This window comes from Nocardioides sp. Z30_9 (genome assembly GCF_058215735.1).
On record NZ_JBZAJF010000001.1, the window covers coordinates 2,023,031 to 2,037,878 of the forward strand.

The 14,848-nt window shown below is 70.9% G+C and carries 5 protein-coding genes and 1 tRNA gene; 1 reads left to right on the top strand and 5 read right to left on the bottom strand.

Going from position 1 to position 14,848, the window contains the following annotated elements; genetic code table 11:
- Positions 1 to 25: 25 nt before the first annotated feature.
- Positions 26 to 1,741: an NAD(P)/FAD-dependent oxidoreductase gene (locus tag AC4BGB_RS09890; protein WP_490546607.1), complete on the top strand. Its 1,716-nt coding sequence runs from the start codon at positions 26 to 28 to the stop codon at positions 1,739 to 1,741.
- Positions 1,742 to 1,758: 17 nt separating this feature from the next.
- Here AC4BGB_RS09890 and AC4BGB_RS09895 read toward each other — a convergent pair whose 3' ends face one another.
- The 5 genes from AC4BGB_RS09895 to AC4BGB_RS09915 form a co-directional block, all read right to left on the bottom strand.
- Positions 1,759 to 2,802 carry a substrate-binding domain-containing protein gene (locus AC4BGB_RS09895; protein WP_490546608.1) on the bottom strand — a complete coding sequence of 348 codons (1,044 nt, stop codon included), beginning with the start codon at positions 2,800 to 2,802 and terminating at the stop codon, positions 1,759 to 1,761.
- A gap of 23 nt (positions 2,803 to 2,825) precedes the next feature.
- Entirely contained in the window at positions 2,826 to 3,854 is a 1,029-nt protein-coding gene (locus AC4BGB_RS09900; RefSeq protein WP_490546609.1) for an ABC transporter permease, read from the bottom strand.
- A 37-nt stretch (positions 3,855 to 3,891) separates the two neighbouring features.
- Entirely contained in the window at positions 3,892 to 5,445 is a 1,554-nt protein-coding gene (locus tag AC4BGB_RS09905) for a sugar ABC transporter ATP-binding protein (RefSeq protein ID WP_490546610.1), read from the bottom strand.
- A gap of 225 nt (positions 5,446 to 5,670) precedes the next feature.
- On the bottom strand, positions 5,671 to 14,337 hold the full coding sequence (locus AC4BGB_RS09910; RefSeq protein WP_490546611.1) for a hypothetical protein: 8,667 nt from the start codon (positions 14,335 to 14,337) through the stop codon (positions 5,671 to 5,673).
- A 418-nt stretch (positions 14,338 to 14,755) separates the two neighbouring features.
- Positions 14,756 to 14,841 (bottom strand) — tRNA-Tyr (locus AC4BGB_RS09915).
- Positions 14,842 to 14,848 lie beyond the last annotated feature (7 nt).

Below are 14,848 nucleotides of genomic sequence, written 5' to 3' on the forward strand. Positions count from 1 at the left end.
CCGAAGTCGGCCTACGCTGGAGAGCGTGGCAGAGCCGACCATCGTCCTCGTCGCAGAGCACCACACCGACGTGCTCCTCGAGGAGTTCCGGAGCAGGTACCAGCGCGACTACGACCTGCGCACCGCGACGGACGCCAGCGAGGCCGAGGAGACCGCCCGCGCGGTCCTCGACGCCGGCGGCCAGGTGGCGATGTTCGTCACCGACTCGCGGCTGCCCGACGTCGAGCACGTCTTCGAGGCGCTCCACCGCTGGCGCCGGCTGGTGCCCACAGCCCGGCGGGTGATCGCCGCCCACCTGGACCACTTCCTCGCCGATGCCCCCGCCCTCCGCGTCGGCCTGGCCAAGGGCAAGTACGACGCCTACCTGCTGATGCCCCGCGGCAAGCGGGACGAGGAGTTCCACGGCGCGATCACCGACCTCCTCTCGGAGTGGACGGCCACGGTGCCGCGCCCCGAGGTCGTCACCGCCAAGGTCATCTCCCCGGCCCACGACTCCCTCACGATGGCGATCCGCGACTTCCTGGACCGGATGGGGATGCAGAACCGGGTGCACCACCCCGACGACCCGGAGATCGCCGAGTACCTGGTCGGCGTACGCGAACAACTGGGCGTCGAGGACCTGCGCTGGCCCGTCGTCGTCTCGGCCAACCGCACGCCGATCGAGGCGACCAGCGTGCGCGACGTGGCGATCTCGATCAACGGCAAGCCCGGCGACCTCAGGCTCGAGGAGGTCGTGGACCTCGCCGTGGTCGGCGGCGGACCGGCAGGACTGGCAGCAGCGGTGTACGGCGCCTCCGAGGGCCTCTCGGTCGCGGTGCTGGAGGCCGAGGCCGTCGGGGGCCAGGCCGGCACCAGCTCGATGATCCGCAACTACCTGGGCTTCCCCCGGGGCATCTCCGGGATGCGGCTGGCCCAGCGCGCCCGCAACCAGGCACTGCGCTTCGGCACCCGGTTCCTCACCGGCTGGGAGGTGACCGGCCTGGAGCCCGGCGCCGACGGCACTCCGCACCTGCTGCGCACCGAGGGGGGCGAGGTGCACGCCCGCACCGTGCTGATCTCCAGCGGCGTCACCTACCGCAAGCTGGGGGTGCCCGCGCTGGAGGACCTGGTCGGCTCGGGGGTCAACTACGGCGCCGCCATGACCGCGGCCCGCGAGATGGAGGACCGCGACGTGATCGTGGTCGGCGGCGGGAACTCGGCCGGGCAGTCAGCGCTGCACCTGGCCCGGTTCGCGAGCACGGTCACGATCGTGGTCCGGCGGTCCGGCCTCGCGGAGACGATGTCTCGCTACCTGATCGACGAGATCGGCTACAGCGAGCGGATCCGGGTGCGGCCCTGCACCCGGGTGGTCGACGGCGGCGGCGACGGGCAGCTGGAGTGGCTGTGCCTGGAGGACACCACCACCGGCGACCGCACCACCGAGCCGGCACAGGGGCTGTTCCTGCTCCTCGGTGCAGAGCCGCGCATCGACTGGCTGCCCCCGGAGCTGGCCTGCGACCGCGACCGCTTCATCCTCACCGGCCGCGACGTCCCCCGCGATCGCTGGATCGACGGGCTCCCCCCGGCCAACCTGGCCACCACCGTCCCCGGGATCTTCGCTGCCGGCGACGTCCGCTCGGGCTCGATGAAACGGGTCGCCTCCGCCAGCGGCGAGGGCGCCTCGGCCGTCCCGCTCGTGCACGCCTACCTCGCCCCGGCACCCGAGGACGGGGCCGCCACGATCAACCCGCCGTTGTCCTGAGGCGGGACCGGTCCGCGCTAGAAGATGCTCTTCGGGTCGTAGTACTCCTCGATGTTCGCGCAGCCGATGCCCACCGCCTTGGTGAACGACTCCTCCGGGTAGTCGGCCGGCTTCTTGGCGCCGGTGCCGATCTCCAGCGCGATCTGCAGCGCCTTCTCGGCCGCCAGCGTGGGCGAGTTCAGCCCGGTGGAGATGTAGCGCCCGTCGCACCCGCCGTCCTTGATCAGCTTCAGGCCCTCCTTCTGGCCGTCGGCCGCGGCCGCGACGTACACGTCCTTGTAGCGCTCCTTGCCCTTGATCACGTTGTAGGCACCCAGGGCCATCGAGTCGTTCAGCCCCACGACCAGGTCGGTGTCCGGGTTGGCCGCCAGCATGTTCTCCGCGGCCACCTGCCCCTTGTCCTGGGCGTAGTCACCGCTCTGCGACCCCACGATGTCGTACTTGAGCCCACCCTCGTCCAGCCCGGACAGGAAGCCCTTGCGCCGCGCAGGGCCGACGAACTCGTCGGTCGCCGGGCCGGTCAGCAGCGCCAGCTTGATGTTCTTCTTGCCCATGTCCAGGAAGCGCTTGGCGGTGATCTTGCCCGACTCCCGGCCGATGGTCAGGTTGTCGGACTGCACGCTGGTGGTCCCCGTGCCGGGCACGCTGGTGTCGATGTAGACGACCGGGATCTTGGAGGCGATCTGGGTCATCATCTCCTTCTGGCCCTTGACGCTGGTGGCGTTGACCACCAGGACGTCGGCGCCCTGGGCGAGCATCGCCTGCATCTGGTTCATCTGGACCACGGGATCCTTGTTGGCGGCCTGGAAGAGCAGCTTGAAGCCCTTCTCCCGGGCGATGTCCTGGGCCTTGACCTGCATCGCCGCGAAGTACGGCGCCTGCAGCTGCTGCTGGGCGAAGCCCACCACCACGTCCTTCGGATCCGACCTCACCCCGTTGGCCGGCGCGGACGCCGGCTTGCTCGACGGGTAGATCTGCCCACCGCAGGCCGAGAGGAGCACCAGCGCTGCGATGACTACGCCCGCACGCCCGGTCCCACGACGCCGTCTGCCTGCCTGCATGTCCGTCTCCCTCACCTCGCCGGCTACTTGGTCGCGGGCTGGGTCGAGTCGGTCTTCTTCCTCGACTTGATCTGCACCGTCGCCAGGGTGACCGCCACCAGGATCAGCGCACCGCGGAACGCGTCCTGGAGGAACGTGGAGACGTTGAGCAGCGAGAGCAGGTTGGCGATCACCGCGAAGATGATCGTGCCGACGACCGCGCCGAAGACCTTTCCGTAGCCACCCGCGAGCCGGGCACCGCCGATCACCACCGCCGCGATCGCCTCGAGCTCGAGGAGGTTGCCGGCCGTGGAGGTACCACTGGCGAACCGGGCGAGGAACATCCAGCCGCCGAGCCCGACCAGCAGCCCGGCCAGGATGTAGACCGACCACAACGTGGTGCGGACGGGGATGCCGGAGCTCCTGGCCGCCTCCTTGTTGGAGCCGATCGCGTAGACGCGGCGGCCCCACACCGTGCGGTTGAGCAGGAAGCTGACCAGGGCGATCATCAGGATCCAGATCAGCGCCAGCACCGGGATCCCCAGCAGTGTCGCCTGGCCGACGTCGGCGAAGGTCGCCGCGGCCTCGGGGACGATCGGGATGCCGTTGCCGTAGGCGTAGACCAGTCCGCGGGCGAGGGCGAGCATGCCGAGGGTGACGATGAACGGCTCCAGGCCGCGGTAGGAGACCAGCCACCCGTTGACGGCGCCGACCGCGCCACCGATGAGCAGCGCCACGACGAGGGCGAGGAGCACCGAGGGGCCGCCGAACAGGCCGGCGGAGATGACGGCGGCCAGGCCCAGTGCGGAGCCGACACTGATGTCGATGCCACCGGTCAGTACGACGATCAGCTGGGCCAGGGTGACCACGCCGATGATGGACATCTGCAGCAGCAGGTTCGTGATGTTGGTCCCGCCCCAGAAGACGCTCCCCTTGGTGACCGTGGCCACCAGGAGGATCGCGACCAGGATGTAGAGGGCGTACTGGCCCTTGAGCCAGCCGACCAGGGCCTGTCCCCGGGAGTAGTTCTCCTCGTGGTCGTGCACTGCCGGAAGAGCTTCGCTCGCAGTCATGATCGAGTCCTCTGCTGGTGGGGTCGGAGCGGTGGGTTCAGTCCTCGTGGGAGAGGGCGGTGCGGATGAGGTCGTCGGTGTCCGCCTCCTCGGGGTCGAACTCGGCGACGATCTCGCCGTTGCGCAGGACGAGGATGCGGTGGCACAGCGACAACAGCTCCTCGGCCTCGCTGGAGACGACCAGGACCCCTCTGCCGCGGGCGGCGACGCGGTGGATGATCTCGTAGATGTTGGCGCGGGCACCGACGTCGATCCCCTTGGTCGGCTCGTCGAGGACCACGAACTCGGGGTCGGTCTCCATCCACTTCGCCACGACCACCTTCTGCTGGTTGCCGCCGCTCAGGGTGCGGGTGTAGGTCCTGGTGCCGCCCTTGACCTGGTACTCGCCGATCAGCTCCCGGACGCGCTTCTTCTCCTGCGCCGTCTGTACGACGCCGCCCCGGGACAGCTTGGGGAGCACGACCAGGCTCATGTTCTCGCCGTTGTCGAAGTCCTTGACGAATCCCTCCAGCCGGCGGTCCTCGGTGAGGTAGGCGATCCCCTTGGTCACCGCCGTCTGCGGGTTCGGCAGGTCGATCTCTTCGCCGTGCAGCCTGATCGAGCCACTCACCGCCGGGCGCTGGCCGGTGATCGTCCGGGCGACCGAGGAGCGCCCGCTGCCGACCAGCCCGTAGAGGCCGAGGATCTCGCCCTGGTTCACGTCGAACGAGACGCCCCTGGCCGCGCCACCGTGGAGGTCGCGCACCGACATCACCGGGACCTCGTTCTCGCCCACGTCGACCGGGGCCGGACGGTCGAGGGCCTTGAGTGCCTGCCCGATCATCAGCGTGGTGACCTCGTCCGGATCGCTGTCCGCCGCGTCGAGCACCTTGACCAGCTTGCCGTTGCGTAGCACCGCGATCCGGTCGCACATCGCGAACACCTCGTGCAGGCGGTGGGAGACGAAGATGACCGAGGTCCCGGCCCTCTTCTCCCGCTCGACGAGCTCGAGGATGTCGTTGAAGTGCTCCTCGCTCGTCGAGGCGGTGGTCTCGTCGAGGATCATGATCTTGTGGTTGCTCACCGCGGCCCGGCTCAACGACAGCATCTGCCGCTGCCCCGGTCCGAGGTCGCGTGCCAGCTCCCGGGTGGACAGGTGCCCCAGGCCGACCCCCGCCAGGACCTTGCGGGTCTCCGCACTGTTCGTGTCGGTCTTCGTGGCCCACGGGCGGATGTCCTTGCCGGCACGCAGCTTGTAGAGCCAGACGTTCTCCCCCACGGTGAAGTCGTCGATGATCAGGGGCTCCTGGTGCATCATCAGCACCCCCGCCTGCTCGGCCTCCGCGGCGTCGCGGACCGGGTGCGGGTAGCCCGCGATGCTGATCTCGCCGTCGGTCAGCGTCTCGACCCCGGCCAGCAGCTTCGCGAAGGTCGACTTGCCGGCGCCGTTCGCCCCGCACACGCCCAGCACGCTGCCGGCGTACCCCTCGAGATCGACGCCGTCGAGCGCCTTGACACCGGGGTAGTGCTTCTTGACGCCCACCGCCCTGAAGGCCACGGTCCTGCCGTCTGCCTGGGCTGAGTCCTCGTCGAACTGCTGGGCGGTGGTCACGGCTCTCCTCACCTCACCCGGCGCCGCGCTCCCGTGAATCGCAAGCCCACCAGGTGACTCAGGTCACAGGGCAGTCTGCACCCACGGGGCCCGGTGTGGCTATGGGGGCGGGCCCGGACGTGCCTCGGAGGCGCAGGTGGCGGGCGCGGCGGTGGGGACCGCCGGGGCATGTCACCGGGCACGACCGCCCATGGATGCTCCGATTCACCTGCCGAACGTTCGGGACTATCCGGTTTGCTGGCCGGATCCCTGACCCAGGGCCCGGCCGCGCCGACCCCGGCGCAGCACCAGCCATCCGGCCAGCACGAGGGCGGCGCCGAGCGGAACCGGCCACCAGACCGGTCCGCCCGTGTCCGGGAGGTCGTCGGACGACCCCGTGGTGATGGCGGCTGACCCGGCGGCCGATGCCGCAGGATCACCCGGGATCAGGGTCGCCGCCGACACGTCAGTCGCCTGGCGAAGGCGCCAGCCACCCGTCACCGAGGCCACGTTGCGGATCGGGCCCGTGGCAGCGGGCGCGACGGCGGTCGTCAGCAGGATGGTCGAGCTGGCCCCGGCCGCCATGGTGCCCTCGTGCAGGCAGGTCACCCGGCTCCCGATCTGCTGGCAGTCCCATCCCGGGCCACGAGCGGACTCGTACCGCAGGCCCGAGGGGATCTGGTCGACCACGGTGACCGGGTCGACCGTGGCGCTCGGTCCCTCGCTGGTGACGGTCAGTGCCCACGTGGCGCTGGTCGCGCTCTGACGGTGCACCGACTTGTCCAGGGACAGGTCCACCGCCGGGTGCACGGGCGCCTGGTCGGTCGAGGAGTTGTTCGCCGGCTCCGGGTCCTCGGCCGGGCTGGTCACGGTCGCGAGGTTGGTGACGGACGGGTAGGCGGCCGGCCCGACGTCCACCACCAGCTCGACGGTGCTGGTCTCGCCCGCCGCGAGTCCCGCACGCGTGCACGTGACCGTGCCCGCCGGCTCGGCGCAGGTCCAGCCCTTCCCCTGTCCTGAGACGAACGCGAGCCCGTCGGGCAGGGCGTCGCTCACGCTGACCGTGCCCGGCGCCTCGGTGGGGCCGGCATTGTGCACGGTGAGCGTGTACGCCGCCTGCTGCCCGACCTTCATCACCGCGCGGTGCTCCTTGACCAGCGAGAGGTCGGCCAGCGGCGGGACCTCCACCGTGTCCTCGTTGCTCACGACCGGCACCGCGGAGGACAGGGATTCCACCGTGGCGAGGTTCGTGACCCTCGGGTAGGCAGCGGCCGTGACGGCAGCGGTGACCACTACCGGCTCGGCATCCTGCACGGCGGCCAGCGGACCGTCGTGCTCACAGGTGACGGTGGCGCTCGCACCGGCGTACTGGCACGACCAGTCGGGGCCCCCGTCGGCCGAGACGAACTCGAGCCCGGAGGGGACCTGGTCGGTGAGCACCAGTCCGCGTGCGGTGGACGGCCCCTCGTTGCGGACCGACATCGTGAACGCGACCTCCGAGCCGATCCTGCCGTCACCGGTGTGGCTCTTGGTGACCGTCAGGGCTGCTGCCCGGGTGATCGCCACGTCGACGCCGTGCGTGTTGTCGCTGCGGTCCGGGTCGGTGGTGGGGCTGGTGACGCCGGCCTCGTTGCGCGCCGTGGGGGTCTCGTCCGCGTCGGCCGCCACGTGGACCCGCATCCGCAGGGTGGGTGCGTCGGCACCGGATGCGAGGCCCTCGGCCAGCTCGCAGGTCACCACGCGCCCGGCGGGCGTGCAGTCCCAGCCGTTGTCGGCCGCGAGGAAGCTCATCGAGTCCGGCAGCGTGTCGGTGACCACCAGGTCGGTGAGGGCGTCCGACGGGCCGTCGTTGTGGACGTCGATGTCGTACGTCGTGGCCTCCCCCGCCGTGACGGTCCCGGTGGCGTGGGTCTTCGCGATCACCAGGTCGGCGCGGGCGATCACGTCGATGTCGGCGCTGGCGGTGTTGTCCCGTGCATCGTCCCCGCCCGTCGAGGTGGAGATCCGTGCCGTGTTGGTCAGGGTCGAGCCGTCCACGACGGCGGCGTCGACCGCGACCACGACCTGGATCGTGGAGTCGGCCCCGGCGGCGAGGGTGGCGCGGGTGCAGGTGGCGGTCGCCGGCGTACAGGTCCAGCCGGTCCCGCTCATGCTGACCATGCTCATCCCGCTCGGGAGCAGCTCGGTGACCGACACCGAGTCGGCGTCCGAGGGCCCGTCGTTGTGGGCCGTCAGGGTGAACGTCTTCTCGGTCCCGGCGCGCACGGTGTCGCCGTCGGGTGACTTGGCCAGGCTCACGTTCGCGCGGTCCACGACCTCGGTTGGGTCCTGGGCGCTGTCGTTGGTCGGGTCCGTGTCGTCGGGACCGGCCACGAGGGCGCGGTTGGTGAGGGTCGCGGGCCCCGCGGAGGCAGCGGCACGGGCGACGACGACGACGCTGAAGGAGGCGTTCGGCGCCAGCGAGGCCACCCGGGTGAGCTGGGCAGTGCCTCCCTGGCAGGCCTCGCCGTCCACGGTGACGCAGCTCAGGCCCTCCGGCAGGGTGTCGGTCACCCGGATCGGCCCACCGCTCACGGAGGGTCCGTCGTTGGTGACCGTCACCGTGTAGGACACGGTCTCGCCGGCGACGACCTCGCCGACGGGGTGGCTCTTGGTGATCCGCAGGTCGGCGTCGACGGCACCGGTGGTGTCGTCGGTGTCGCTGTTGTTGTCCCGGTCGCCGGCCGGCTCCGGGGTGTCCGCCTGGACCGTGGCGGTGTTGCGCAGGTTGCCGGTGTGCCCCGCGTCCACGTCGACGACCACGTCGAGCACCGCGTCCCCGTCGACACCGAGCGTCCCCGCGAGCTCGCACCGCACGGCGCGGCCCGTGGCCGAGCAGTCCCAGGCGCCCTTGACCGAGGTGGCCCCGGAGTACGCCGTCCCAGCGGGCAGGGTGTCGCTCACGACCACGCCCCGCGCCACCGACGGCCCTGCGTTGCGCACGGTGATCCGGTAGCTGCCCGGCTGCCCGGCGGTGAAGGTCCCCCGGGAGACCTTGTCGACCGACAGGTCGGCAGCGGTGGCCGGGGTGGTGGTGGTCTGGTCGGCGTCGTTGCTGGTGACGCTGTCCGGCGTACCGCTGGTCCGGCCGTCGACCACGGCCCGGTTCACCACGGCCGCCGTACGCGCCGGGTCCACCCGGACCCGCACGCTGACCTGCCCCACGGGACCCACTGCCTGCTCGTCGGTGCGGCTGCAGGTGAGGGTTCCGGCGGCCTCCGCGCAGCTCCACCCCTCCCCGGTGGCGCCGACGAACGTCGTCCCGGCCGGGATCTCGTCGGTGACCGAGATCGAGCCACGGTGGACCGAGGGGCCCCTGTTGGTCACGTCGAGGGTGTAGGTCGCCACGGTCCCGGCGGTCATCGCACCGGTGAGCTCCTTGTCGATCGCCAGGTCCGCGTCGGTGGTCACGGTGACCTGGTTCGAGGTCTCGTTGTTCGCGGGGGCCGGGTCGTACGTCGGTCCGCCGACCGTCGCGCGGTTGGTCAGCTCGGTGCCCGTCGTGGTCCCTGCCGGGATCCGGCCCGTCACCTCGACCGTCGCCAAGGCGCCGGAGTCGAGGCCGGCAGCTCGGGTGCACGTGACCGGCGCGGTGCCGCTGCAGGTCCAGCCCGTTCCCGTCGCGGTGACCGAGGTGAGCTGTGCCGGCAGCGTGTCCACCAGCGTGATCGGCCCCGCGGCCGTGTCCGGACCGTTGTTGCGGACCGTCACCCTCCAGGTGAGGTCCCGGCCCGCCACCGGGGTGCCCACGGCAGCCTTGGTCACCTGCAGGTCCGCGGAGGCGACGCGGGCCACGGCCGTGGCTGCGGGACCGTTGTAGAGGACCCCGTCGGCGCTGGCCCGCTTGCCGTTGACGTCCTCGGCGGTGGTGGACACGGTGTTGGTGTGGGTGGCCGCCATCCCCACTCCCGGAACGGTCGTGACGGCAGCCCCGGGGACCGCCTGGAGGGTGACGACGACGGTGTCGTTACGAGACGGAAGGTTTCCCAGGTCGGTCCAGGCCAGGCGCTGCCCGGTTGCCACCGACCCGCTGATCGTGGGCTCGAGCGCGACCGGCGCCGCCCCGCGCACGGAGACCCGCGCCGAGTCCGGCACGTACTCCCAGTTGGGCGGCAGCGTGTCCTCGACGTCGACGCCGTACGCCGTGGACGCGCGGTCGTTGGTCACCGTGAGCTGCCACGTCTTGGGTGCACCGATGTAGGCGAGCACGCCACCGACGACCGACTTCGCGACCACGACGCGCGGCAGGGCCGCGTTGATCGTGGCAGTTCTGGACTCGCCCGGGTACGCCCGCCCGGCCCCGGGGAGCGACCGGTAGCCGGTGATGCGCGCCGTGTTGGTCAGCTGGCCACTCGGGGTGGGAGTGGCCAGCTGGGCCTGGTAGGTGAGCGTCTGCGATGAGCCAGCTCCGACCTCGCCGCTCAGGGCCCAGGTGATCACGCCGCCCCCGCTGGCGGACGCTCCGGTGATGGTCCCGGCGTGACTGATGCTCGAGGGGTCCACGACGACACCGTCCGGGACCGTGTCGCTCAGGGTGACGTCATGCGCGGCGGACACGTTCGCCCCGGACGAGCTGGTGACCCGGACCGAGTAGCTGAAGACCTGGCCGGGCACGGGTGCGGAGGTGCTGGCGGTCTTGGCGAGGTTCAGCCTGGGCTCGGTGACCCTGACGCTCGCCGCCCCAGGGGAGCTGGCGCGGCCGCTCGTCTCCGAGACCGTGGTCCTGTCCGGCCCGTCGGTCAGGTCCCACCCGAGGACGGCCGTGTTCGCGAGCACGTCCCCCGCCTTGTTGCCGGCGACGTCCTGCACCAGGGCCGTGTAGGTCAGGGTCATGACGCGTTGCGCGCCGGAGGACAGCAGGTCGCCCAGGGACCAGCCGATCCTCTGGCCGTCCCCGGTCAAGGGCACCGGGGCGACGGCGCAGCCGGGTGAGCAGGTGCTCCCGGTGAGGACGACAGTGTCGGCCTCGAGGCCGTCGGGCAGGGTGTCCACGATGGCGCTGTCGTAGAAGTTGATCCCGGGCGGGAGCGTCGCCGTCGTGGTGAACACGGCGCGCTGGCCGATCGTCCTGGTCGGTGTGCTCGTGGACTTGGCCAGGCCCGCTCCGCCCACCGTGATCGTGTTCGAGGCCGAGGCGCCGTAGGAGCGCTCCTCCGGGACGGCGGCATCCGTGCCGTTGCGGAGGCTGGAGCCGGCCAGGGTCACCGCGTTGTGGTAGCTCTGCAGACCGGCGGAGGCACTGGAGACGACCGCGGTGTAGCGCAGCACCTCCGCGCCCGAGAGGTCGCCGACCTGCCACCGGAGCACCGTCTGCCCGGCAGCGCAACCGTTCTGCCCGTTCCCTGCCGTCTGGGTGGTGGTGTCGCCCCCGGGCACCGAGGTGACGCCGGTGAGGGTCAGCCCGTCGGGCACGCAGTCGACCACCCAGGTGTCGTGCAGGATCGGGCGACCGGTCGGGTTGCCGGCGGTCAGCGTGTAGGTGACCGTCTGGCCGGCGACGACCCGGTCGCCGGTGGTGTCGTTCGTCTTTTTGAGCGTGGGCGCCGGCTCGACGACTGTGACGCCCGAGGTCGCGGTCTCCGTCGTCGCGGTGCTGCCGGTCGCTGTGGTCGCCGTGTGCCTCAGGGTCGCGGTGTTGTTGCGCAGCACATTGTGGACGTTGACGGCCGTGGTCGTGGCGCGCGCCTGGATGGTGATCCGGAACATCTGCGGCTCGTCGCTCGAGTTCACGTAGGTGCTGCCGAGCGCCAGCGTCGCGGTCCCCGCGGCCCCGACTCCCGGGACCGGGGAGAACACCACCCCGGAGGGGAGTGTCGCGGTGAAGCTGGGCTCGATGCCGGGCGCGCCGTCGGCGTCGGCTGAGTACTCCACGGCAGCGGAGCGGAGCTCGACACCGGTCGGCATCGGGTCGGTCACCGTCGCGTTGTGGATCGTGGTGTGGGCCGGCACGGTGAGCGAGACGGTGTAGGTGATGCCCTCACCGATGACGACCTGGTTCGCGGCGTTCGAAGGGTCGGGGGGCGTGCTGGTGGGGGTCGTCGCGGTCGTGCTCTCCTTCGCCAGGACCGGTGAGGGAACCACGCCGGTGAACGTGGCACTCGCCGCGATGGTGTCCTCCATCGCGCGCGTGACCGACGTGTCGATGTTCTCGGCCGGGTAGTGCTGGCCGAGGCTCCCCGTGTTGTCGATGGTGGCGAACGACGCGACGGCGGCGGTGTTGGTGTAACTCGTCCCCACACGCGGGTCGGTCGGGATGGTCATCGTGTAAGTCAGGGAGCGGGTCACTCCGGCCTCGATGGTGTCCGTGTCCGGCAGGTTCCAGCGGATCGCGCTGAGGGTGTTGTTGCCGGCGTACGACGGGGGCGAGTCCTGCGGGTCCGTGCACACCCCGAGGTCGGAGATGCCGGTGACGAGGGCGCAGCTGATGCCCGCGGGCAGCACGTCCCACACGTCCGGCCCCACGACCTCGACGGCGTTGCGGGTGGCCACCGACCCGTTGTTGCGGACGCCGACGGTGAACGCCAGGGCCTCGCCCGACCGCACGGTGCCGTCGTTCGCCACGGTGGTGCCCCCGCGGGTGGCCGTCTTGGTGATGGCGAGGGGCGGGTCGGCCGCGATCGAGAAGTCGACCTGGTCGCGCAGGAACCCGACCTCGCCGGCAGTGTCGGTCCAGCTCAGCTTGGCCAGGTTGGCGGTGATGTCGGGGGTCGGGACACTCGACGGCGCGGTGACGATTCCGGCCACGGTGTACTCGAAGACCGCTCCCTTGCCCACGAACCTCCCACCGCCCTCGGGAGAGCCGATGGTCCAGGTGAGGGGGCCGGTGGTGTCCAGGTCGGCGAGGACCGAGTTGTTCGCGGTCGCGGTTGCCGACCCGGGCTCGTAGGCGACGTAGCTGGGCAGGAAGTCGGTGACGACGGCATCCTTGGTCGCGTTGCCCTCGGAGAAGTCGACCCGGATCTTGAAGCAGATCCGGTCGCCCTCGGCGAAGGTCAGCGCCGCACTGTTCGCGGCCGTGCGGTCGTTGTCGGTGTAGGTCCCGTCGAGGCCGCACGCATAGGGGCTGGCGACCGGCTTCATCGTCTTGGTCAGCCTGGGCGCGTCGGAGCTCAGCGAGACCTCGGACTCGTCGCGGACGTCGGTGAGTACCTCCCCCGGCTCGGGTGCCTCGACCTCGGCGCGCATGGTCGTGGTGCCCCGCAGGGAGACCCGGTTGAGGTACCCGTCGCCGGAGACGGTCGGGTCGCCGTTGGCGGCGTACTCCGCACGCATGCGCGCCGGGAACGTCACGGTGGCCGTGCTGTCGTGGGCGAGGTCGATCGGGGCGAACCTGATCGAGTAGGTGCCGTCCGCGTGGGACACCACCTCGTCGAAGGAGGTGCCCCCGGTGGTCGTGAAGCCCGGGCCGGGCGCGCACTCCTCGGGGCTTCCGGGGGCATGGTTGGTGGTCGTGTCCAGGGGGCACAGACCGTCCGGCAGCAGGTCGGTGAGGACGACGTCGGAGGCGTCGGCGTACTCCCCGGTCCGGAGCCGGAAGGTGAAGGTGGCGACCTGCCCGGCCTCGAAGCCGGTCGGGGTGACCGACTTCTGGAGCGCGAGGTCCTCGGCGGTGACCGCGAGCCGCGCGGAGTCGCTGACCGACCTCGACGCTCCACTCGCCACCGGACCCTGGTAGGTCCCGGTCACGGTCGCGAGGCTGGTGAGCGCCTGCTCCGCCGTGCCCTCCCTGGTCGAGGGACCGGTGTTGTTGTCGAGGTTCGCGGCCTGGAGTCGGCTCCCGGCCGAGGGACCGTCGACGAAGGGGACGTTCGCGCGCTGGGGGATGCCTGCGCGGTAGCGGATGGTGGCGCTCGAGTTGGCCCCGAGGTTGGCCAGGCTCCACGTGACGACCGTGTACACGCCCGCGGAGAGACCCTGCGCGTTCCCGCCGGACAGCGTCACCGTGCTCACCGTGGCTGGGAGCGGACAGTCCCCGGCCAGGGACGGGGTGCTGACGTCGAGCCTCGGGGCCCCCGGGTACTCCACGGTGCCTGCGGCGGTGTTGTCGGTGGCGCCGCAGCCGAGGAACTCCAGCCCGGCCGGGAGGTACTCCACGACGCTCACGCCCTGAGTGACCTGTGTGGAGTTGTTCGTGACGCGCAGGGTGTAGACGGTGCTGTGCTCGTGGATGCCGCGCAGGAGCTCGTTCTCGGGACTGGGCTCGCTCTTCTCGATCCGCAGCGCGGTGATCCGGGTGGTCGCCGGGGACGAGCTCGCCGTCTCGGTGTAGCTGCTGGCCACCGGTACGCCGTCGGCCTCGAACCGGGGCAGGGTGCGTGGGTCGCTCTGGGCGAACCCCTGGGCCACGTTGGTGACGGTGGCGCCGACCGGATGGGTCGTGGTGGACGGAGTGGCCCGGAAGGAGAGTGCCGTGCTGGCCCCGACCGGCAGGTCGTTGAGGTTCGACCAGATCAGGGTCTGGACGCCGTTCGTGGCGGTGACCACCCTGGGCTCCCCGCTGGAGCTCGGCGTGGTGGATCCCGCGACGTAGGTGACGCCGGCCGGCAGCACGTCGCGGAAGGAGACGTTGTACTCCGGCCTCGCACCGGTCTGTGCCGGGTTGGTCATCCTCAGCGTGTAGCCGATCGCGCCGCCCAGCAGGACCTGGCCGTCGCTGGTCTTCGCGACAACGATGGCCGGCCCCGCGGCCGCGGCGGGTGAGACCGGCATTAGCGCCAGCAGCGATCCCACCAGCGCCAGCACCGTGACGTGCACGAGGCGGCGCCCGGTACGGCGGGGCAGCGGACGTCCAGCACGGGGGGCGAGCACCGAGGAGAGCTCCTTCTCGAACCGCGATGCGGCCGGAACGGTCTCGCCGCGCCCTGAAGAAGCCACTGATCGGATTGCATCCAATCCTGTCCCAGAGTCAACTGCCTTGTCCGGGGATCGGACGAAATCGCCTAGGTAAGGAGCCCTTGTACGAAACTGCCGGATCACACAGTCATCTGTTTGAACCGGCAGCTCACCGTGAACCGGTGTCTCTTCGGCGCTTCACGCCTGTGTTCTGCGTTCGGGATGGTGCTGGCAGACGAGGACCTGCTCTGCGAGGACATCGAGACCACCACACCACCGGGTTGGGACTCGGCCAAGCAGCGCGACGTTCGCCACCGCACCCGCACACGGTGGCCCCGGCGACGAACGGCGTACGGCGCGAACGACGTACGGAAGTGAGACACCTCACCCCGGACCTCGCCATGCCCCTCGAACGCGAAGACCCGCAGGTCAGCGACCTGCGGGTCTTTCAGCATCCAACTGGTGGCAGGTGCAGGATTCGAACCTGCGTAGGTATACACCGACGGATTTACAGTCCGTTTCCATTGGCCGCTCGGACAACCTGCCATGCGAA